This is a genomic window from Pseudoalteromonas 'SMAR', from assembly GCF_048515945.1.
GTDB lineage: Bacteria > Pseudomonadota > Gammaproteobacteria > Enterobacterales > Alteromonadaceae > Pseudoalteromonas.
The window spans coordinates 1-20,623 of sequence record NZ_JBLWMW010000033.1 but is presented as its reverse complement, the minus strand read 5'-3'; the positions used below and the strand labels follow the sequence as shown (position 1 = coordinate 20,623).

Genomic DNA, 20,623 nt, shown 5'->3' with positions numbered 1-20,623 from the left:
AGCACCCTGTTTGATTGGCGCTCACGCTGAATTCAAATGATTGAAAATTACGCTCAGTATACCGCGTGCGCTAATCTGTTTTAAGCTCTTAAGCATAAAAAAAGGAGGGAAAATCCCTCCTTTTTATTAATTAGATAGTATTTTAAATATCTAGGTTAACCACACGCAGTGCGTTTTGTTCGATGAAGTCACGGCGAGGCTCAACTTGGTCTCCCATTAAGGTGGCAAACAGTTGGTCTGCGGCAATGGCATCCTCAATGGTTACACGGAGCATACGACGAGCTTCAGGGTCCATGGTGGTCTCCCAAAGCTGGTCTGGGTTCATCTCACCTAGTCCTTTATAACGTTGTGTATACAAGCCACGCTTTGATTCTGAAATCAGCCACTCAAGGCCCTCTTCGAAGTAGTCAATATTATGGACTTTTTCACCACGCTGCACGTAGCCGCCATCGGTAACTAGGTTACCAATTTGACGTCCAGTGTTGGCAATACGGACATAATCTTTCGAAGAGATAAAGTCGTAGTTAAGTGTATGCGCTTTATCGACACCGTGTTGACGGATATTGATTACTGGGTAATACAGATTGCGCTCATCATCAAACGCCACCTCAGCATTAAAGATGGTCGCGTCTTCATCTTTAGCGACTAAGTCTGCCACTAGCGCCTCTGTCCACTCCGTCACTTTCTCTTTATTGCCTAAGCTCTCTTCGGTTAGCTCTGGGTGATATAGCAAGCGATTCATAATCGACGACGGGTATTTACGCTTTAAGCGCTCAATGGTGTCGATAGTTTTCTGATAGTCATGAACCAGATTTTCTAGTTTATTTCCAGTGATTGGCTCAGCGCCTTCGGCTGGATATAACGCCGCGTCATTTAGTGCTAAAGAGGTCAAATACGCCGTTAAGGCGTTATCGTCTTTAATATAACGCTCTTGTTTGCCTTTTTTCACTTTATAAAGTGGTGGCTGAGCAATGTAGACATAGCCTCGTTCAATGATTTCTGGCATTTGACGATAGAAGAACGTTAGCAACAGAGTACGAATATGCGAGCCATCGACGTCAGCATCGGTCATAACAATGATACGGTGATAACGTAGCTTTTCTGGGTCATATTCGTCACGGCCAATACCACAGCCTAGCGCGGTGATCAGTGTAGCCACCTCTTGTGAAGAAAGCATCTTATCAAATCGGGCTTTCTCAACATTCAGGATTTTACCTTTCAGTGGTAGGATTGCCTGATTCTTACGGTTACGGCCTTGCTTAGCCGATCCACCCGCTGAATCACCCTCCACTATATAAAGTTCTGATTGCGCTGGGTCACGCTCTTGGCAGTCAGCCAGTTTACCCGGTAAGCCAGCGAGATCCATGGCACCTTTACGGCGAGTCATCTCTCTGGCTTTACGAGCTGCTTCACGGGCTCGGGCGGCATCGACAATTTTATTGACGACGGTCTTGGCGTCATTTGGGTTCTCAAGCAAAAACTCAGAGAGCTTTTCAGACATTGCTTGTTCAACCGCACTCTTTACTTCGCTTGATACTAGCTTGTCTTTCGTTTGTGATGAGAATTTTGGATCTGGCACTTTAACACTCACAACTGCCGTTAAGCCTTCACGAGCGTCATCGCCTGTGGCACTGGTTTTCTGCTTTTTATTAAAGCCTTCTTTTTCCATGTAGTTGTTTAGCGTACGAGTTAACGCTGCACGGAAACCAGCTAAGTGAGTACCACCATCACGCTGTGGGATATTGTTGGTAAAGCAATAAATATTTTCTTGGAAGCCATCGTTCCACTGCATAGACACTTCTACACTAATGCCATCTTCTTCACGCTCATGAGTAAAGTGAAAGACATTTTGGTGGCATGGGTTCTTTTTACGGTTTAAGTATTCAACAAACGCTTGAATACCGCCTTCGTATTTGAAGTGATCACGCTTATTCTCTTCACGCTCATCCGTCAGAATAATACTAACGCCTGAGTTAAGGAATGACAGTTCACGTAAACGCTTAGCTAAAATGTCATAGTGAAAGTTGATGTCAGAAAACGTTTCACCACTTGGCCAAAATCTTAGCTCAGTCCCCGTAGTATCGGCTTCACCAATAACGGCCAATGGCGCATCAGGCACACCCATAGAGTATTTTTGTTGATGCACTTTGCCATCACGGCGAATTGTTAATTGTAGTTTTTCAGAAAGTGCATTTACCACCGACACACCCACACCGTGGAGGCCGCCCGATACTTTATAGGAGTTATCATCGAATTTACCACCGGCGTGCAGTACGGTCATGATAACCTCAGCCGCTGAAACCCCTTCTTCTTCATGAATAGAAGTTGGGATACCACGGCCATTATCGCGAACCGATACCGAGCCATCGGTGTGAATAGTAACGAAAATATCGTCACAATATCCTGCTAGTGCTTCATCGATTGAGTTATCAACGACCTCAAACACCATGTGATGTAAACCAGTACCATCGTCTGTGTCACCGATATACATTCCTGGACGCTTTCTTACCGCATCCAATCCTTTAAGTACTTTAATACTCGACGAATCGTAATTTTCCGACATGGTTTCTTCCAATTATTTTGTTATTAAGCTGCCATGTTCCACGTGGAACATTTTTACTTCTCGTTCCATAGGGCCGATGACCGCTGCTATACTTTCGGGAGTGATAGCGGTGATGAACAATTGCGACTGGCATTGCATTAATAAACGCGATACCGCCTCTTTTGTGTCATCACTTAACTCCGAAGGTAAATCATCAATAAGCAATATCGATTGCTTATCACTCTCTTGGTCAATTAAGCTATTTTGCATTACCTTTAATGCATATAAAAGTAGCTTTAATTGCCCCCGAGAAAAAACTTGCTCGACACTGTGACCTTGGGTAAAAAAGTTAAAGTCCGCCTTGTGAGGACCTTTGGTTGTATAGCCAAGTTTTATGTCACGTTCTAACTGTTTTTCAAGCACATCAGCTAGCTCACCCTTCCAGCCTGCTTGAAAGCGTATTTCAAGGCTTTTTAGCAAAGGGCTTATATCCCCTATCTTATCAAAAAAATGCGCCTGAAACCTACTTATATACGCTTCTCGAAACGTTTTTATTTGTTCGGCTAAGCGAACAAACTCCTTATCCCAGTAGTTCAGCTGCGACTTAATATCCGCGGGGCGTGATTTAAGCAAAGCGTTCCGCTGTTTTAGTACTTGGTTAAATATTTTCCATACGGGATAAAATTGATGTTCCACGTGGAACACGCCTAAATCTAAAAATTTTCTGCGTTCTTTAGGCCCACCAAAAAACAGTTCGTAGCTTTCTGGGGTAATAACTTGGACCGGAAGGATTTGGGCTAGCTCGGCCACTTTTCGGCTCGCTTGCCCTTGTATTCTTAGTTTTGTTTCACCACTGGTGTGCTTACTGATGCCAAGCGGTATAGACAAGTTATGCAGTTGTTTTTTGGCATGAACCAGGCAATGCGGGGTGTCATGCTTAATCATCAACTTTTGCAGATTGGTACGAAAAGACTTGCCGCTAGAAAGGAAGTAAATGGCTTCAAGCAAACTGGTTTTACCGCTGCCATTCTCTCCCAAAATGACATTAACATCATCACAGGGAGAGAGCGCCATCGCCTCAATATTACGAAATGTATTAAGGCTAAGGTGAGTTAAACTCATAAATCTATAGACGCATCGGCATAACTACGTACATTGCATGCTCATCACCAGCCGCTTCGATAAGCGCACTGCTGTTAGAGTCAGACAAAGTAAATTGCACATCCTCAGATTTTATAGTGTTAAGCACATCGAGTAAGTATGACACATTAAAGCCTACTTCTAAGTCATCTCCTTGATAACCCACTTCGACGGTTTCTTCTGCTTGCTCTTGCTCAGGGTTGTTGGCACTAATTTTTAACACGCCACTGCTGAGGTTGAGTCGAACACCACGAAACTTTTCATTAGATAATATAGATACTCGCTGAAAAGCACTGCGCAACCATTCGCGGTTCGCTGTAACTAATTTATCGCCGCCACGAGGTAACACACGACGGTAATCAGGGAAACGGCCATCCACCAGCTTACTGGTAAAAGTAAATTCAGTATCGATAATTCGAATATGATTAGCACCGAACTGAATTGTCACGGCTTCATCGTCCGCTGGTAATAAGCGCATGATTTCCTGTACACCCTTACGAGGAATAATCAGCTGTCTTTGCGTGTTGAGTGACTCAGGTAAGGTTTGCTGGGCAATAGCCAAGCGGTGGCCATCGGTAGCAACCGTTTTAATGTCATTATTATCGACTTCAAAAGACATACCGTTAAGGTAATAACGGACATCCTGGTTAGCCATAGAGAAATGAGTCGCTTCCAATAACTTACTTAACTCTAGCCGCGTAATGGTGAACTCAACTTCACCATCCCACTGCTCTAAGTTAGGAAAGTCTTCCGCTGCCAGTGTGGTTAACGAAAAACGGCTTTGACCACTGGTTAGGAGTAACTGATGCTCTTGAGAACTGAGTACTAAGTCTGAGCTGTCCGGTAAACTTTTACAAATATCCAAAAGCTTTTTTGCCGGTAAAGTAATTTTGCCATCTGGCGTGCTGCTTTCTAACGCTACCGATGCAACTAATTCTATTTCTAAATCAGTCCCCGTCATATATAAGGTCCCGTCTTTCACTTCAAGCAGCACATTGGATAAGATCGGTAAGGTGTGTTTGCGCTCAATGGCACCTGAGACCTGAACAAGTGGTTTTAAAAATAGTTCTCTTGGAATTGTTATTTGCATCATTTAACCCTTAAGAAGACAGCGTTCTAATTAAGTTTTGATAATCTTCTTTCACTTCATGACTCTCGTCACGTAACTCTTTCACTTTTCTGCATGCATGCAAAACAGTGGTGTGATCTCGCCCACCAAAAGCATCGCCAATTTCTGGCAAACTATGATTGGTTAGCTCTTTTGACAGCGCCATAGCAACTTGTCTTGGCCGAGCCACAGAGCGGCTACGTCGCTTAGATAATAAATCAGATACCCTAATGCGATAATACTCAGCCACCGTGCGTTGAATATTATCGATGGTCACCAATTTATCTTGTAGCGCTAATAAATCACGTAATGCTTCTTTAACGAAGTCGATAGAAATAGGTCGACCGGTAAAATTAGCATTGGCAATTACCCGATTTAACGCCCCTTCCAGCTCTCTCACATTGGAACGTAATTTCTTGGCAATAAAGAAAGCCACTTCGTGCGGTAGATTAATTTTACTCTGCTGCGCTTTTTTCATCAAAATAGCCACGCGAGTTTCTAGCTCTGGGGGTTCAATAGCAATGGTTAATCCCCAACCAAAACGCGACTTTAAACGATCTTCTACCCCTTCAATTTCTTTTGGATAGCGATCTGAAGTCAGTATGATTTGCTGATTGCCTTCCAACAAAGCATTAAAGGTATGGAAGAATTCTTCTTGAGAGCGTTCTTTGTTGGCAAAAAACTGGATGTCATCGATCATTAAGGCATCAACACTACGATAATAGCGCTTGAATTCTTCAATGGCATTATTTTGCAGTGCCTTTACCATATCTTGAACAAATCGTTCCGAATGCATATAGACAATCTTAGCATCTGGCTTTTGCTCGATGATGCCATTGCCTACGGCATGCAATAGGTGCGTTTTACCTAAACCTGTGCCGCCATAGATAAACACGGGGTTAAACGCCGAACCTGGATTATCGGCCACCTGGGTAGCAGCGGCTTTTGCTAATTGGTTTGATTTACCCTCGACAAAGTTATCAAAGGTATAGTTTTCTTTAATATTGGATTTGTGAGCGGATTTGGGGGCAGGCTCGACCTTCTCGGCAACTTTTGGCTGACTGTTGGCTGTCGCTGTAACCTGCTCAGGAGTAGCAAGAGGCGTTGCTTTATCATTACTCAGGCCATTATTTTGCGTAGCTAAAGCGGGCTTGCTACCCACGTCAAAACGCAATTCTGGCGCTTCATCACCACAAATTTCCACCAGTAATTCATTAATACGGTGCAAATACTTTTCACGGACCCAATCCAGCACAAAACGATTAGGTGCGTAAATGGTCAGCGTATCATCTGTACTTTCAGCCTGTAATGGTCTCACCCACATACTAAATTGCTGGGATGGCAACTCATCTTGCAAAACATATAAACAACTTTGCCAAACTGACAGATACACACTGAACTCCAATTAGTTTTGATTCCCGGGAATATAAATGCAACATGAGATCCAATGACTGGATCAGAATGTATAGGATCGCCGGAAATACTTATTTATTATTACAAAATTACTGGTGGAAGCGGGCTATTATGAAGTGATCTTATCCACAAGTTCAATATTGACATTTTGAAAAAGTAAGATCTCACCAACACAAAAAGGTAAACCACTGTTTCAAAAGAAATTTTATTTTTTACCCACAAGTAAGATCATAGCAAAAAAAAGCACCGATCTCACCCTTTATTAATGATCAATTTTAGTTTTCCAGAGCTTTTCCTATTATTACTAAATGTTATAATTACCAGCACTATGATCAGATCCGTAGCAGATCTTTTTCACACCTTGATGCTGCCTCTATAAAGGTAGTGTTAGTCAGTGTGAGCTGTGAGTTGAGCGCAAAAGCCGCTCAATATGACCGCTGTAGTAGATTATTTAGTCATTCAGGATAGATTTTGATTGACTTTAATGCCCCTCAGCAGTAATATCTCGCGCTCGCAATGGCACCTGTGCCAGGATCGCGACCTGCATAGGATGTTTTAACTTTTAACCGATCGGATGGAATTGTTATGAAAAGAACTTTTCAACCTAGCGTATTAAAGCGCAAGCGTACTCACGGTTTCCGTGCTCGCATGGCCACTAAAAATGGTCGTAAGCTAATAGCACGTCGTCGTGCTAAAGGCCGTAAAGTACTTTCTGCTTAATATAAGTGGAAGACTTTAGCTTTGGCAGGGAGTTACGTCTGTTAACTCCCTCGCATTACTCCCGCATATTTCAAGAGCCAGCTCGCGCTACGACACCTTATTTTACTCTTCTTGCGAAACCCAATGATGTCGGTCACCCACGCCTTGGTTTAACCGTTGCTAAAAAACGTTGTAAAAAAGCTTGTCAACGTAATCGCATTAAGCGACTCGCCAGAGAAAGTTTTCGCCTCAATCGCCATAAGCTCGATAACATCGACATTGTATTAATGGTGAAAACCGGTGTAGATGAGCAATCCAATGCAGAAATTAGCAAGCAACTCACAAAAATGTGGCGCAAAGTCAATGAACGTTGCAAGCCTGGTGCCCCAAAACCACCTCGTAAACCAAGAAATAACCCAAGACGCGCAAAAAAACAACAGGCGTCAAAAAAGAAGCCACAATAACTTAGATAACCGCCTTTTCTCAGCCTTTTCAGGACCACTGGCATAGTATTTTTACGCCAATTAAGGTAAGGTTAGCTCACCTTTTAATCAGCTATATCAATAGAAAAACCGCCTGTGCAAGTACGGTTAGAACTTGGCATTTGGTTGAGGAAATTGATATCGAAGTGCCATGAAAACAACTTCAGGGCATAGCAAGAAAAAAGATCGGGTTAAGGAAGTGCTATCGTTACCCAAGCGCTTACTTATTTTATTGATCCGTGGCTACCAAAAATGGATTAGTCCTCTACTTGGTCCGCACTGTCGATTTAACCCAACCTGTTCTAGCTATGCAATTCAAGCAATTAATTTACATGGAATTGCAAAAGGGAGTTGGTTAGCGGTTAAACGCATATTAAAATGTCACCCTTTGAGCGCAGGTGGAGATGATCCTGTACCTGTGAAGTCAACTAAAGTTAAACAACACGAGAAATAAGAGCTGTTATGGAATCGCAACGCACGTTTTTATTTATCGGCCTGTTGCTGGTTTCGTTCCTTTTGTTCCAAGAGTGGACACAAGAACAAAACCAACCACTTGCTGATACCAGTGCCGCCACACAACAAGTGGCGAACTCAACCCCAACAGAAGAGCAAATGGATGTTCCGGCATCAAGCCAGTCAGATGTGCCAGCCTTGGCAACGCAGGCAAGCCGCTCAACCATTAGTGTCAAAACCGACGTATTCGCGGTAAAAATTGATACTAAAGGCGGTGACATCGTTGAAGCTAAGTTGCTACAACACGCAGAAACCCATGGCAGCGAAGAGCCATATCTATTGTTAGGCCAATTCGATGGCAAGCAGTACGTATCGCAAAGTGGCTTAATTGGTCTTAATGGTCCAGACGCCAACCAAAAAGGTCGCCCAGTTTACGAGGTTGCGCAACAACAGTATGAGTTAAATGGCGACACCCTACGTGTTCCTTTAACTTACACCGATGAAAAAGGCGTGCAGTTCACTAAAACCTTCGTGTTTAAAGCCGGAAAATACGATGTTGACCTCGAGTATCAGGTAAACAACACCACTGCCGACCCAATTCAAGTGCAACTGTACACGCAAATCAAACGCACCCGCCAAGAAAAAGGCAGCATGGTCGATCAGACGTACCTAGGTCCAGCTTATGGTACCGATGAAGAGCCATACGAAAAGTATAGCTTCTCAGATATGGCTGACAGAAACCTCAATAAAAATACTCAAGGTGGCTATGTTGCCTTCCTACAAAAGTATTTTGTTAGTGCTTGGGTCGCCGATCAACAAGACACCAATAATATTTATACTGCGCTAAGAAATGGTAATGGCCTTATTGGCATGAAGGGTGAGCCAACCACCATTCAAGGCAACAGTACTGCTCAAATCCATGCAATTTACTACATGGGTCCAAAAGACACTGAAGCGCTAGAAGCCATTCAAGAAGACCTGGATCTGACCGTAGACTATGGTTGGTTGTGGTTCTTGTCACAGCCGCTGCTGACGTTATTGAAGTTCCTTTACGGTATTTTAGGCAACTGGGGTCTGGCTATTATCGCCATCACCGTTATTGTTAAAACGGCACTGTACCCTCTGACCAAAGCGCAATACACCTCGATGGCGAAAATGCGCATGTTGCAACCAAAAATGCAGGCGCTTAAAGAGCGTTATGGCGACGACCGCCAGAAGTTTGGTCAAGCAATGATGGAAATGTACCGCAAAGAAAAAGTGAACCCGATGGGTGGCTGTTTCCCACTGTTGTTACAAATGCCAATCTTCCTTGCTTTATTCTATGTATTCTTAGAATCAACCGAACTGCGTCATGCTGAGTTTATGTTGTGGCTAACCGATCTATCGGCCATGGACCCATACTACGTATTACCTGTATTGTTTGGTGCAAGTATGTTCCTGACTCAAAAGCTGCAACCAATGACAGTAACAGATCCAATGCAGCAAAAGCTAATGACCTACATGCCAGTGGTATTCTCTATCTTCTTTATCTGGTTCCCGTCAGGTCTAGTACTTTATTGGTTGGTTTCAAACCTTATCTCTATCGCCCAGATGCTGATCATCTACCGCGGTATGGAGAAAAAAGGCATGAAAGTTCGCGGCTAACGCAAACCTCATAAGATAAAAACGGCTCTCTGTTGAGCCGTTTTTTTATGCCTATAAAACATCAGCTGATAAAATTTGATAGCGATTTTATGGCAAGTTAAAACTCGAACCGGGTTGTTTATTATTAACAACTCGCTTTTCAGATTGAAGCTTATTTACTCCACTTTTTCCCGCCGGAACGATCTTTAATACATTAATACTGTGACTAGGCACACCCTCATCATACTCACCCTACTGTAATCGTTTTTAACGTGTGACAAAGTCGCAAGTGGAATAAAGACAATAGTCTATGGGATACTAGCCCAACACGCCTGCTAATAAAGCCATAAGGCTTGATACCTGACTATACTGAGATAGCCCAGTTGCTGTACAATTAAGCACATTAAAGGTTAGTTATAGAGTCATCATGTTCACACAAGACACCATAGCAGCACAGGCCACCGCACCAGGTCGTGGTGGCGTGGGTATTATCCGCGTATCAGGTAGTAGAGCAAAATACGTTGCCGAGCAGATCCTAGGCAAATGCCCAAAAACGCGCTATGCCGAATATTTGCCATTCAATACATTAGCGGGTGAGCAACTTGATCAAGGCATTGCACTGTATTTTCAAGGACCCAACTCCTTTACCGGTGAAGACGTCTTAGAACTACAAGGCCACGGCGGCCCGGTAGTACTCGACATGCTGCTAAAAGAAATTAGTCAGATTGAACAGGTGCGATTAGCCAAGCCAGGCGAGTTCTCTGAACGTGCTTTTATGAACGATAAGCTCGATCTCACTCAAGCAGAAGCCATCGCTGACTTAATTAACGCCACCAGTGAGCAAGCAGCCAAAAGCGCCCTACACTCACTGCAAGGTGACTTTTCCAAACACATTAATGCGCTGGTGGAAAAGGTCATTCACTTACGCATGTATGTTGAAGCCGCAATCGACTTCCCCGATGAAGAAATTGATTTCTTATCTGACGGTAAAGTCGCCGGCGATCTCAGTGCCATCATCAGCCAGCTCAGTGAAGTACGTAAGCAAGCCAAACAAGGCAGTATTATGCGTGAAGGTATGCGCGTGGTGATCGCAGGTCGCCCTAATGCCGGTAAATCATCACTACTCAATGCCTTAGCTGGCCGCGAAGCTGCGATTGTGACCGATATTGCCGGTACTACACGTGACGTTTTACGTGAACACATTCATATCGACGGTATGCCACTGCATATTATTGACACCGCAGGTCTACGTGAAAGCCCTGATAAAGTTGAGCAAATCGGCATAGAGCGCGCTTGGGATGAAATCCGTGGTGCCGATCATGTGTTGTTTATGGTCGACGGCACAGAAACCGCAGAAACCGATCCAGCCAAGATCTGGCCAGACTTTATCGAGCAACTGCCGAGCGGAATGGACATCACGGTGATCCGCAATAAAGTCGATTTAAGCGGTGAAACGGTCGGTACCGATACAACCGCAGAACATACTCTGATCCGCTTAAGCGCAAAAGACACAAAGGGCGTGGATATATTGCGTGAGCACCTTAAAGCCTGTATTGGCTTCACTGGTGCTAGCGAAGGCGGCTTTATGGCACGACGTCGGCACTTAGATGCATTAGAGCGCGCCGCAGAACACCTAGAAATAGGCCAAACGCAGCTAGAAATGCATGTGGCCGGTGAAATCTTAGCGGAAGAGCTGCGCCTTACCCAGCAATACCTTAATGAAATCACCGGAGAATTCACCTCCGATGATCTCTTAGGTAAGATATTTAGCTCGTTCTGTATCGGTAAATAACACCATAAAATGGGCCTTCTTAGGCCCATTTGTCATTGCTAGCAAAGCTTGCTTCACATTACTTCTCAATCACCTTTTCTCCGCACTCACCTTCGCTCACAGGCTCGATACCCTAAGTGTTTCGCAGGATAAAACCCGATCGCACTTGGCTTACTGCTAAAATCTGGCTAAGTGATTCATTAAACTAGCTACACTAAGTGCTTAGTTAGCTATCTTCAAGGTTGAAAATCGAGCTGCATAGCTAGCATTTGTGCTCATTTAGTATGCGTAAGCTGTGTAGCAAAGGGTAACTATATGCCCAGTAGTGAAGAAAAAACCCTAATATTTAGATTCTTTTGTTATATGGATCTAATGATATAGATCTATAAATCAGGATCGAATATCCCTACTTAGATCCTTATCCACAATCCGCCATCCACAGCCCCTCAAGTTATGAGTGCAACGCCCTAATTTCGATCGCTTATCCAGGGAAATAAGCTTTTTATCACAACACTTAAACGCATCTACCCCAGAGATTATCCACAACTTTAGCACCGAGTTACTCATTGGAATAATTTATTTAATATATATAAATCATAAACTTATATTAAAACCCTTTATTTTGATGGATTAGTAACCTATCTTTTTTATCCAAAATGTTTCTCCGCCTCTTTACTTATACAAGTTACACGCTAAGATGGCGCGCATCTAAGAATGAGGTTAGGTCATCATGCAAGCGCTAGACATAATTGTTGGTAGCCAAATGGGATCCGCAGAGTATGTTGCAGAGCAGCTGCAGGAGTCTCTGGAAGATCAAGGCTTTACAATAAATCTTCACGAACAGCCAGAGCTGAGTCATTGCCAACAAAAACTATGGCTGGTGGTCACATCCACCTATGGCGCAGGAGATTATCCCGATAACTTGCTGAACTTTGTTGCGGCGTTACAAGCCGCACCAGATCTAACTGGATTGCGTTTCGCAGTGGTTGGTATTGGCGATTCCAGCTACGATACCTTTAATCATGCTGCGAGCAATATTGCTTCTTTATTACAAGATAAAGGGGCCACTCAGCTCTTAGACGTAATAAAGATAGATGTATTAGAACCAGAACTGCCAGAAGATACCGCTTTAGCTTGGCTGCCAACGTTTATTGATAGCACAGCTGAATAACGCGATCGGAGATACACATAAGTTATACACATATTTATGGTTTTTAAGATCTGAATGTGGATAACCCTTGATCTAGTTGCTGATCTAACCCTAGTTATCCATTGGATAAAAATCGATGAACAATGAGATGTGTATAACTAGGTAAGTTGATCAGAGGTTTAACCCCACTTGATCCGATCTAATTCACATCATTTGATCTGGATTAACCCTTTGGATCTAATGAGGAATATAAAAGTATTCACAGATCTAAACTGCAGTAGTAGTAAGAATAACAAAGATCTTTAAAAGATCCTTATTTATATTAAAAGATCTCTTTTTTGCTTTGTACAAAGTTTAACCATTTCACTTCTGGTTAATTCTAGGTAGAATACGCATCCTTTCTAAATTTGCTCGGTTGTTTTAAGTAGGATCCCGTAAATGATTTATCATGAACATTTTGATGTCATCGTTGTTGGTGGTGGACACGCAGGCACTGAAGCAGCACTTGCTGCAGCACGCATGGGTATGAACACCCTGTTGTTGACCCACAATATGGATACACTCGGCCAAATGTCGTGTAATCCAGCCATCGGTGGCATTGGTAAAGGCCATTTGGTAAAAGAAATTGATGCCCTTGGTGGCGCCATGGCCAAAGCGATTGATAAAGGTGGGATCCAATTTCGAACGCTAAATTCGTCTAAAGGCCCTGCGGTACGAGCTACTCGAGCGCAAGCGGATCGATCGCTCTACAAAGCAGCGATCCAAGACATTTTACAACAGCAAGAAAACCTTAAGATCTTCCAACAATCGTGTGATGATCTTATTGTTGAAGGCGATCAAGTAAAAGGCGTAGTAACCCAAATGGGACTGCGCTTTAGTGCAGCTTCGGTAGTACTCACTGTAGGCACCTTCTTAGGTGGTCAAATTCATATTGGTTTGGAAAACTTCAAAGGCGGTCGTGCTGGCGATCCTCCTTCTCTTGCCTTGGCTGACCGACTAAGAGAAATGCCTTTTCGAGTGGATCGCCTAAAAACCGGTACACCACCGCGTATTGATGCCAGAACGGTAGACTTCTCTGTGATGCAAGAGCAGCCAGGTGATAATCCAACGCCGGTATTCTCGTTTATGGGAAAAACAGCGGATCACCCGACTCAGATCCCGTGTTACATCACTTATACTAATGAACAAACTCACGACGTTATTCGTGAAAACCTGCATCGTTCACCCATGTATGCAGGTGTGATTGACGGTGTGGGTCCGCGCTATTGTCCATCGATTGAAGATAAGATTGTTCGTTTTGCCGATAAAGAAAAGCATCAGATCTTTGTTGAACCGGAAGGCTTAAATTCGTATGAGCTGTATCCGAATGGTATCTCCACCAGCTTACCATTTGATATCCAGCTAGAAATTGTGCGTTCGATCAAAGGCTTTGAAAATGCACATATTTGTCGTCCTGGCTATGCCATTGAATACGACTTTTTTGACCCCAGAGATTTAAAACAATCGTTAGAGACTAAGTTTATTAATGGCTTATTCTTTGCCGGACAAATCAATGGTACTACTGGCTATGAAGAAGCTGGAGCTCAAGGCTTAATCGCTGGTACCAATGCCGCATTGCAAGTGCAAGGTAAAGAGGCCTGGACACCACGTCGTGATCAAGCTTACACCGGCGTATTGATTGACGATCTAGCAACGCTAGGTACAAAAGAACCGTACCGTATGTTTACTTCCCGTGCTGAGTACCGTTTATTACTGCGTGAAGACAACGCTGATCTTCGTCTTACTGAAAAAGGCCGTGAATTAGGCCTTGTAGATGATGAACGCTGGGCTGCCTACAACCAAAAATTAGAGGTAATGGAACAAGAGACGCAACGTTTGCGTAGCACTTGGATCCACAAAGATCATCCTGCCCTTGAGCAAGTAAACGCGTTATTAAAATCGCCGTTGACCCGTGAAGCCAGTTTAGAAGATCTGATCCGTCGTCCAGAAGTGAATTATCATGATCTGATGGCCATTGAGGGCTTTGCAGCGGATTCGGATAATATTGCGGCACTGGAGCAGGTTGAAATTCAAACCAAATACGCAGGCTACATTGCTCGCCAACAAGATGAGATCAATAAACAACTTCGTCATGAAGAAACCTTGATCCCAGTCGAGTTTGATTATAGCCAAGTCAGTGGTCTATCTAATGAGGTGGTGGCAAAGCTAACCGACGCCAAACCACAAACAATTGGCCAAGCTTCACGTATTTCTGGTATCACCCCTGCTGCGATTTCGCTATTATTAGTGTATCTGAAGAAGCAAGGGCTATTGCGCAAGTCGGCGTAATAGCAGTGGAACGCTGTGTTACTAGAACAACTGAATTACTTATTAAGCAAAACAACCATTGAGCTGACGGAACAGCAGAAACAGCAGCTGGTTGATTATGTCCAGCTGCTGGACAAATGGAATAAGGCCTACAACCTAACCTCTGTGCGCGATCCCAAAGAAATGATGGTAAAACACATCATGGATTCACTGGTGGTGGCGCCACACTTAACTGGTAAAGAGTATATCGATGTTGGCACTGGCCCAGGTCTCCCTGGCATGGTGCTGGCAATCGCTCGACCGGACATCAATTTTATTTTGCTCGACAGCTTAGGCAAACGCATTCGTTTTTTAATGCAGGTAAAACATGGCCTTGGCATCGAAAATGTCACCCCAGTCCAGTCTCGAGTTGAAGAATATCAGCCAAGTGTTAAATTAGACGGAGTGCTAAGTCGCGCTTTTGCTTCCCTACAAGATATGATTGACTGGTGTTCGCACCTGATTGATAACCAAGGTGCCTTTTTAGCACTGAAAGGACAGTATCCTAGTGACGAGCTAGAGCAACTACCTAGCGGCATCAGTTTAGCGCAAGATATTAGTTTGGTAGTGCCTGAACTTGAAGGCGAGCGCCATTTAATCATTCTTTCTAAAGATTAATAGTCGAGGACATTGTGGCAAGAATCATTGCAATCGCAAACCAAAAAGGTGGTGTTGGCAAAACAACCACCGCGGTGAATTTAGCCGCGTCCATGGCGGCGACTAAACGTAAAGTGTTATTGATCGATCTCGATCCGCAAGGCAACGCTACAATGGGCAGTGGCGTTGATAAGTATGACGACGTAGCCACTATTTACGATCTCTTGATCGATGAAAAACCAATGGATGAGGTGATCTCTACTGAAACCAGTGGTGAGTATCACCTTATTGCTGCCAATGGTGACGTTACGGCCGCCGAAGTAAAGTTAATGGAACTGTTTGCCCGAGAAGTTAGGTTGCGAAACGCCCTTGAAGCAGTAAAAGATAAATACGAGTTTATTTTTATTGACTGCCCTCCTTCTTTGAACATGTTAACCGTTAATGCCATGGCAGCAGCCGATGCGGTATTAGTGCCGATGCAATGTGAGTATTATGCACTGGAAGGGTTAACCGCTTTAATGGACACCATTACTCAGTTAAGCAAACTGGTTAACCCAGGATTGCAAATTGAAGGCATTTTGCGCACTATGTATGACCCGCGCAACCGCCTAGCTAATGATGTTTCTGAACAGCTAAAGCAGCACTTCGGTGATAAAGTGTACCGCACCGTGATCCCCCGTAATGTGCGGTTGGCGGAAGCACCGAGCTTCGGTGCCCCTGCGATGTACTATGATAGAGCTTCCAGTGGCGCTAAAGCTTACCTTGCGTTAGCTGGAGAGATGCTAAGACGTAAAGAAAAACAAGCAGCCGCTGTAGCGTAAGTTGCCAAAGAGGATAAGAAAAACATGTCGGTTAAAAAACGCGGTTTAGGCCGAGGATTGGACGCCCTATTGAGTTCTGCCAAACCTGACCCAACGACACCTAAAGCAGTTTCTGAGCAGCCTGAGCAAGATGCTGGCGCAACCCCAGCACCGACCCCAAGCACCAATAATACAGAACAAGAATTACAGCGCTTGGCGATTGAGTGGCTTAAGCCTGGTCGCTATCAGCCGCGTAAAGATATGTCAGAGCAAGCGCTCGAAGAGCTTGCTAGCTCCATTCGCTCGCAAGGCATTTTGCAGCCGATTGTGGTGCGCAAAGTTGCAGAGCAAAGCTATGAAATCATTGCTGGTGAAAGACGCTGGCGTGCTGCGCAATTAGCAAAACAAGAGTCGGTTCCTTGTATTATCAAGGATGTACCGGATGAAGCCGCTGTTGCCATTGCGCTTATCGAAAATATACAGCGTGAAGACCTCAATGCCATGGAAGAAGCCATCGCATTAGACCGTTTACTTAATGAGTTTGAGCTTACTCACCAACAAGTGGCAGATGCCGTAGGCAAGTCTCGCACCACAGTGACCAACCTGTTGCGCCTCAATAATCTTAACGACGATGTTAAAATATTGTTGGAGCACGGCGACATTGAGATGGGCCATGCCCGTTGTTTGCTAGCCCTCACTGGTGAGCCGCAATCAGAAGCCGCTCGTACCGCGGTAGCGAAAGGCCTCACGGTACGTGAAACAGAAAAGCTAGTGCGCAGTATTTTAGAGCCGGTGGCGAAAAAAGAACCCAAAGCAAAAGACCCAGATGTGCAGTTGTTAGAGCAGCAATTGCAAGAAAACCTAGGCGCTAAAGTGGAAATCAACTATAACCAAAAAGGCAAAGGTAAGTTGGTGATTTCTTATGCAAACCTGGACGAGCTCGATGGTATTTTAGGGCGCATTAATGCCGAAATGAACGGCTCGCCTGAGTAACCTTCCTAAGGTGATGTTGTGATGACATCACCCTCTTCTCTTTCCCAGCCCTGGGTAAATATGCAGTTAATTTGATTTTATATTTTTTCTTGCGGTCACGGCTCGGGACGCTCTTCGGCTATGGTATTGGGTGGGGTAAAAATCCTGTCTAAAAAGGGTCACATTTCTTGCCGTCAAGTTGCAAAATCAGTAGAAACAAGTATAATTTCGCCAGTTTTCATACCCTGATAAAATTTAACGTCATTAAGGTTAATATAGAGTGACTCATTCGTTAGCTCAGCCATATCGCCGAGCCGCATTAAAAGGTGTTTTCATTCAGGGTATCGTAGCATTAGTCGCTGCAGTAATCGTTTTTGTAGGTTGGGGAGTACAAGCCGGAGTTTCAGCATTAGCTGGCGGAATGGTATTGGTACTCCCTAATTTTGTATTTGCCGCCTATGCGTTTCGGTTTATGGGCGCAAGCAAGGCAAATCAAGTGTATTCCTCGATAAAACGAGGAAACGGATTAAAATTTTTACTAACTGTTGTGCTATTTGCACTGTTTTTTAAGCACTTTTCGGTAGTTATGTGGCCTTTTTTTGGCACTTACTTGCTGGTGATGCTGACACAATGGTTAGTCCTGATTTTTTTTAATCATTAACTTTTGGGATAAAACATGGCTGCAGAAGAAGTTACTCTATCGAGCCATATTCAGCACCACTTGACCAATGCCAAGATGTGCTCGACCGACACCGGTCTTGCCTTCAACAAAGCATGTGCGGACAGTGGTTTCTGGACATGGCATATAGATACCCTCGCATGGTCAATCGGTTTAGGTCTTATTTTCTTATGGATCTTCCGAAGTGCCGCTAATAAATCCACTACCGGCGTTCCTGGTAAATTCCAGTGCTTTATTGAGATGATTGTTGAGCTCGTTGCTAGCAACGTACGCGACACTTATCACGGTAACAGCAAGCTAATCGCGCCGTTGGCCCTAACGATTTTCGTTTGGGTATTCTTAATGAACTTGATGGACTTGGTACCAGTAGATTTCCTACCTGCTTTCGCCGGCTTCGTTGGTGAGCAAGCGTTTGGTATGGACCCACACGATGTCTACATGAAAATCGTACCAACCACAGACGTAAACATGACTGCAGCGCTTGCGCTAGGTGTATTTATTTTGATGATCGGTTACTCAATCCGCATCAAAGGCGTTGGTGGTTTCATCGCAGAATTAACACTTCATCCATTTAGCTCGAAAAATAAACTAATGATGTTAGTGTTGATCCCGTGTAACTTGATACTTGAAACAATTGCTTTGGTTGCTAAGCCATTCTCGCTAGCACTGCGTTTGTTCGGTAACTTGTACGCTGGTGAGATGATTTTCATCTTGATCGGTGCAGTTGGACTAATGCAATTACCACTGCACTTTGTGTGGGCCGTATTCCACATCATGGTAATCGTATTGCAAGCATTTGTATTTATGATGCTTACCATTGTATACCTCAGCATGGCCAGCTCGAAAGGCCACTAACAAGCTGAATAATAAAGATTTTTTATACTTAAACTTTAACTTTAATTTACTATTAAAACTTTGGAGATAAAAATGGAAATCGCAGTTGCTATTAAACTTATCGCTGTTGCACTACTAATCGGTTTTGGTGCTATCGGTACTGCACTAGGCTTCGGTAACATGGGTGGTAAGTTCCTAGAAGCATGTGCTCGTCAGCCTGAACTTGCGCCTCAACTACAAGTTAAAATGTTCATCCTAGCTGGTCTTATCGATGCCGTAGCAATGATCGGTGTAGGTATCGCTATGTACATGTTGTTCGCTCTTTAATTTTTTAGAAAATACCTGAAACGAACAACTGTCAAGTAAGGAGGAGCGGTCGTGAACTTAAACGCCACTCTAATAGGTGAATTAATCGCATTTGTGGTCTTCGTATGGTTCTGTATGAAGTTCGTATGGCCACCACTAAATGGTGCGATTGAAGCTCGCCAGAAAAAAATTGAAGATGGTTTAGCTGCCTCTGACAAAGCTGAAAAAGACCTTGAGCTTGCGCGTGAAAAAGCGCAAGAGCAGCTTAAAGAAGCAAAAGCACAGGCTAGCGAAATCATCGAACAAGCTAAGAAGCGTGCTGCGCTAATTGTTGACGAAGAGACTACTCGTGGTCAGCAAGAGCGTGAAAAAATCATTGCTCAGGGACACTCTGAAATTGAGTCTGAGCGCAACCGTGTGAAAGAAGAACTACGTACTCAAGTAGCGGCCCTTTCTATCGCTGGCGCTGAGAAGATTTTAGAGCGTGAAATCAATCAAGCCACACACAGTGACATCGTTGAAAAACTTGTCGCTGAGCTTTAAGTAGGAGGGTATGAGCATGTCTGAATTGACTACTATCGCTCGCCCATACGCTAAAGCGGCTTTTGAACTTGCCGTTGATAAAGGCACAGTTGAAGCTTGGAATGATATGCTGTTCTTCGCCGGTCAAGTGACCAGCGATGAACAGGTTAAGACGCTATTAGGTAGCATTGCTACTGAAGCTGAGCAGTCTGATGTCATCATCAAGCTATGTGCTGAGCAACTCAATGAACAAGGTCAAAATCTTATCAAGCTGATGGCCGAAAATGAGCGTTTAGCCGCCATTCCAGCTGTTGCAGAGTTGTTTGCTGAATTAAAAGCAGACTATGAAAAAGAAATCGAAGTAGATGTGGTTTCAGCAACAGCGCTTGCCGATGACGCGCAAGCAAAATTGGTCGCGGCACTTGAGAAACGTTTCGCACGCAAAGTTAAGCTGAATTGTAGCATCGACGAAGCTATCGTAAGTGGTCTAGTAATTAAAGCTGGCGACACCGTTATTGACGGTTCTGTGCGCGGCAAACTAGAACGTCTTACTACGTCGCTACAATCGTAATTGGGAAAAAGAGCATGCAACTTAATTCCACAGAAATTTCTGCACTGATCAAGCAACGCATTGAACAGTTTGAAGTTGTAAGTGAAGCGCGTAACGAAGGTACTATCGTATCTGTTACCGACGGTATCATCCGCATCCACGGTCTAGCTGACTGTATGCAAGGTGAGATGATCGAGCTTCCTGGCAACCGTTATGCTATTGCATTGAACCTTGAGCGTGACTCAGTAGGTGCAGTAGTTATGGGTCCATACGCAGACCTTAAAGAAGGCGTAAAAGTTAAATCTACTGGTCGTATCCTTGAAGTACCTGTTGGTAACGGTCTACTTGGTCGTGTTGTTAACACTCTAGGTGCACCAATCGATGGTAAAGGCGCTATCGATAACGATGGCTTCGAAGCTGTAGAAAAAATCGCACCTGGCGTAATCGAGCGTCAATCAGTAGACGAGCCAGTACAAACTGGTTATAAATCTATCGATGCGATGATCCCAGTTGGTCGTGGTCAGCGTGAGCTAGTTATCGGTGACCGTCAGACTGGTAAAACAGCATTAGCAATCGATGCCATCATCAACCAAAAAGACACAGGCGTTAAGTGTGTGTACGTAGCGGTTGGTCAGA

20 protein-coding genes are annotated in these 20,623 nt (G+C 44.0%); 16 read left to right on the top strand and 4 right to left on the bottom strand.

The window, feature by feature from the left end; translation table 11 throughout:
- Nucleotides 1-142: 142 nt before the first annotated feature.
- The 4 genes from gyrB to dnaA are packed head-to-tail and all read right to left on the bottom strand — an operon-like array spanning nucleotide 143 to nucleotide 6,183.
- Entirely contained in the window at nucleotides 143-2,563 is a 2,421-nt protein-coding gene (gyrB, locus tag ACNKW2_RS13865; RefSeq protein ID WP_336568121.1) for a DNA topoisomerase (ATP-hydrolyzing) subunit B, read from the bottom strand.
- A gap of 12 nt (nucleotides 2,564-2,575) precedes the next feature.
- Nucleotides 2,576-3,664 (bottom strand): DNA replication/repair protein RecF, encoded by a 1,089-nt coding sequence (gene recF, locus ACNKW2_RS13860; RefSeq protein ID WP_419149091.1) that lies wholly within the window; start codon nucleotides 3,662-3,664, stop codon nucleotides 2,576-2,578.
- 4 nt (nucleotides 3,665-3,668) lie between these two features.
- Nucleotides 3,669-4,772, bottom strand: a complete 1,104-nt coding sequence (dnaN, locus tag ACNKW2_RS13855; protein WP_419149112.1) for a DNA polymerase III subunit beta — start codon at nucleotides 4,770-4,772, stop codon at nucleotides 3,669-3,671.
- 10 nt (nucleotides 4,773-4,782) lie between these two features.
- Nucleotides 4,783-6,183 carry a chromosomal replication initiator protein DnaA gene (gene dnaA, locus ACNKW2_RS13850; protein WP_419149090.1) on the bottom strand — a complete coding sequence of 467 codons (1,401 nt, stop codon included), beginning with the start codon at nucleotides 6,181-6,183 and terminating at the stop codon, nucleotides 4,783-4,785.
- A gap of 605 nt (nucleotides 6,184-6,788) precedes the next feature.
- Between dnaA and rpmH the strand changes: the two genes are divergently transcribed.
- From rpmH to ACNKW2_RS13770, 16 genes are all read left to right on the top strand, one after another.
- Nucleotides 6,789-6,923: a 50S ribosomal protein L34 gene (gene rpmH / locus ACNKW2_RS13845; RefSeq protein ID WP_336568117.1), complete on the top strand. Its 135-nt coding sequence runs from the start codon at nucleotides 6,789-6,791 to the stop codon at nucleotides 6,921-6,923.
- A gap of 5 nt (nucleotides 6,924-6,928) precedes the next feature.
- On the top strand, nucleotides 6,929-7,366 hold the full coding sequence (rnpA, locus tag ACNKW2_RS13840) for a ribonuclease P protein component (RefSeq protein WP_419149089.1): 438 nt from the start codon (nucleotides 6,929-6,931) through the stop codon (nucleotides 7,364-7,366).
- A gap of 169 nt (nucleotides 7,367-7,535) precedes the next feature.
- Entirely contained in the window at nucleotides 7,536-7,838 is a 303-nt protein-coding gene (yidD, locus tag ACNKW2_RS13835; RefSeq protein ID WP_336568114.1) for a membrane protein insertion efficiency factor YidD, read from the top strand.
- Between the two features lie 8 nt (nucleotides 7,839-7,846).
- Complete coding sequence (gene yidC / locus ACNKW2_RS13830) at nucleotides 7,847-9,481, top strand: membrane protein insertase YidC (RefSeq protein ID WP_419149088.1); 1,635 nt, start codon at nucleotides 7,847-7,849, stop codon at nucleotides 9,479-9,481.
- Between the two features lie 406 nt (nucleotides 9,482-9,887).
- The gene (mnmE, locus tag ACNKW2_RS13825; RefSeq protein WP_419149087.1) at nucleotides 9,888-11,252 is read left to right on the top strand and encodes a tRNA uridine-5-carboxymethylaminomethyl(34) synthesis GTPase MnmE; all 1,365 of its coding nucleotides are present in this window, start codon (nucleotides 9,888-9,890) and stop codon (nucleotides 11,250-11,252) included.
- A gap of 709 nt (nucleotides 11,253-11,961) precedes the next feature.
- Nucleotides 11,962-12,402, top strand: coding sequence for an FMN-binding protein MioC (gene mioC / locus ACNKW2_RS13820; protein ID WP_419149086.1), 441 nt, complete (start codon nucleotides 11,962-11,964; stop codon nucleotides 12,400-12,402).
- Between the two features lie 417 nt (nucleotides 12,403-12,819).
- Nucleotides 12,820-14,709: a tRNA uridine-5-carboxymethylaminomethyl(34) synthesis enzyme MnmG gene (mnmG, locus tag ACNKW2_RS13815; RefSeq protein WP_419149085.1), complete on the top strand. Its 1,890-nt coding sequence runs from the start codon at nucleotides 12,820-12,822 to the stop codon at nucleotides 14,707-14,709.
- Between the two features lie 15 nt (nucleotides 14,710-14,724).
- Entirely contained in the window at nucleotides 14,725-15,345 is a 621-nt protein-coding gene (gene rsmG, locus ACNKW2_RS13810; protein ID WP_336568104.1) for a 16S rRNA (guanine(527)-N(7))-methyltransferase RsmG, read from the top strand.
- A gap of 14 nt (nucleotides 15,346-15,359) precedes the next feature.
- A complete protein-coding gene (locus ACNKW2_RS13805; protein ID WP_419149084.1) occupies nucleotides 15,360-16,145 on the top strand; it encodes a ParA family protein in 786 nt (261 codons plus the stop codon).
- A gap of 24 nt (nucleotides 16,146-16,169) precedes the next feature.
- Entirely contained in the window at nucleotides 16,170-17,117 is a 948-nt protein-coding gene (locus ACNKW2_RS13800; RefSeq protein ID WP_419149083.1) for a ParB/RepB/Spo0J family partition protein, read from the top strand.
- A 259-nt stretch (nucleotides 17,118-17,376) separates the two neighbouring features.
- Nucleotides 17,377-17,757, top strand: a complete 381-nt coding sequence (locus tag ACNKW2_RS13795; protein WP_336568098.1) for an ATP synthase subunit I — start codon at nucleotides 17,377-17,379, stop codon at nucleotides 17,755-17,757.
- Nucleotides 17,758-17,772: 15 nt separating this feature from the next.
- Nucleotides 17,773-18,630 (top strand): F0F1 ATP synthase subunit A, encoded by an 858-nt coding sequence (atpB, locus tag ACNKW2_RS13790; protein WP_336568097.1) that lies wholly within the window; start codon nucleotides 17,773-17,775, stop codon nucleotides 18,628-18,630.
- 72 nt (nucleotides 18,631-18,702) lie between these two features.
- Nucleotides 18,703-18,936 (top strand): F0F1 ATP synthase subunit C, encoded by a 234-nt coding sequence (gene atpE, locus ACNKW2_RS13785; protein WP_008222392.1) that lies wholly within the window; start codon nucleotides 18,703-18,705, stop codon nucleotides 18,934-18,936.
- Nucleotides 18,937-18,987: 51 nt separating this feature from the next.
- The gene (atpF, locus tag ACNKW2_RS13780; RefSeq protein ID WP_336568091.1) at nucleotides 18,988-19,458 is read left to right on the top strand and encodes a F0F1 ATP synthase subunit B; all 471 of its coding nucleotides are present in this window, start codon (nucleotides 18,988-18,990) and stop codon (nucleotides 19,456-19,458) included.
- A gap of 16 nt (nucleotides 19,459-19,474) precedes the next feature.
- On the top strand, nucleotides 19,475-20,008 hold the full coding sequence (gene atpH, locus ACNKW2_RS13775; RefSeq protein ID WP_419149082.1) for a F0F1 ATP synthase subunit delta: 534 nt from the start codon (nucleotides 19,475-19,477) through the stop codon (nucleotides 20,006-20,008).
- A 14-nt stretch (nucleotides 20,009-20,022) separates the two neighbouring features.
- A partial coding sequence (locus ACNKW2_RS13770) for a F0F1 ATP synthase subunit alpha (protein ID WP_472978006.1) occupies nucleotides 20,023-20,623 on the top strand: 601 nt, incomplete at its 3' end.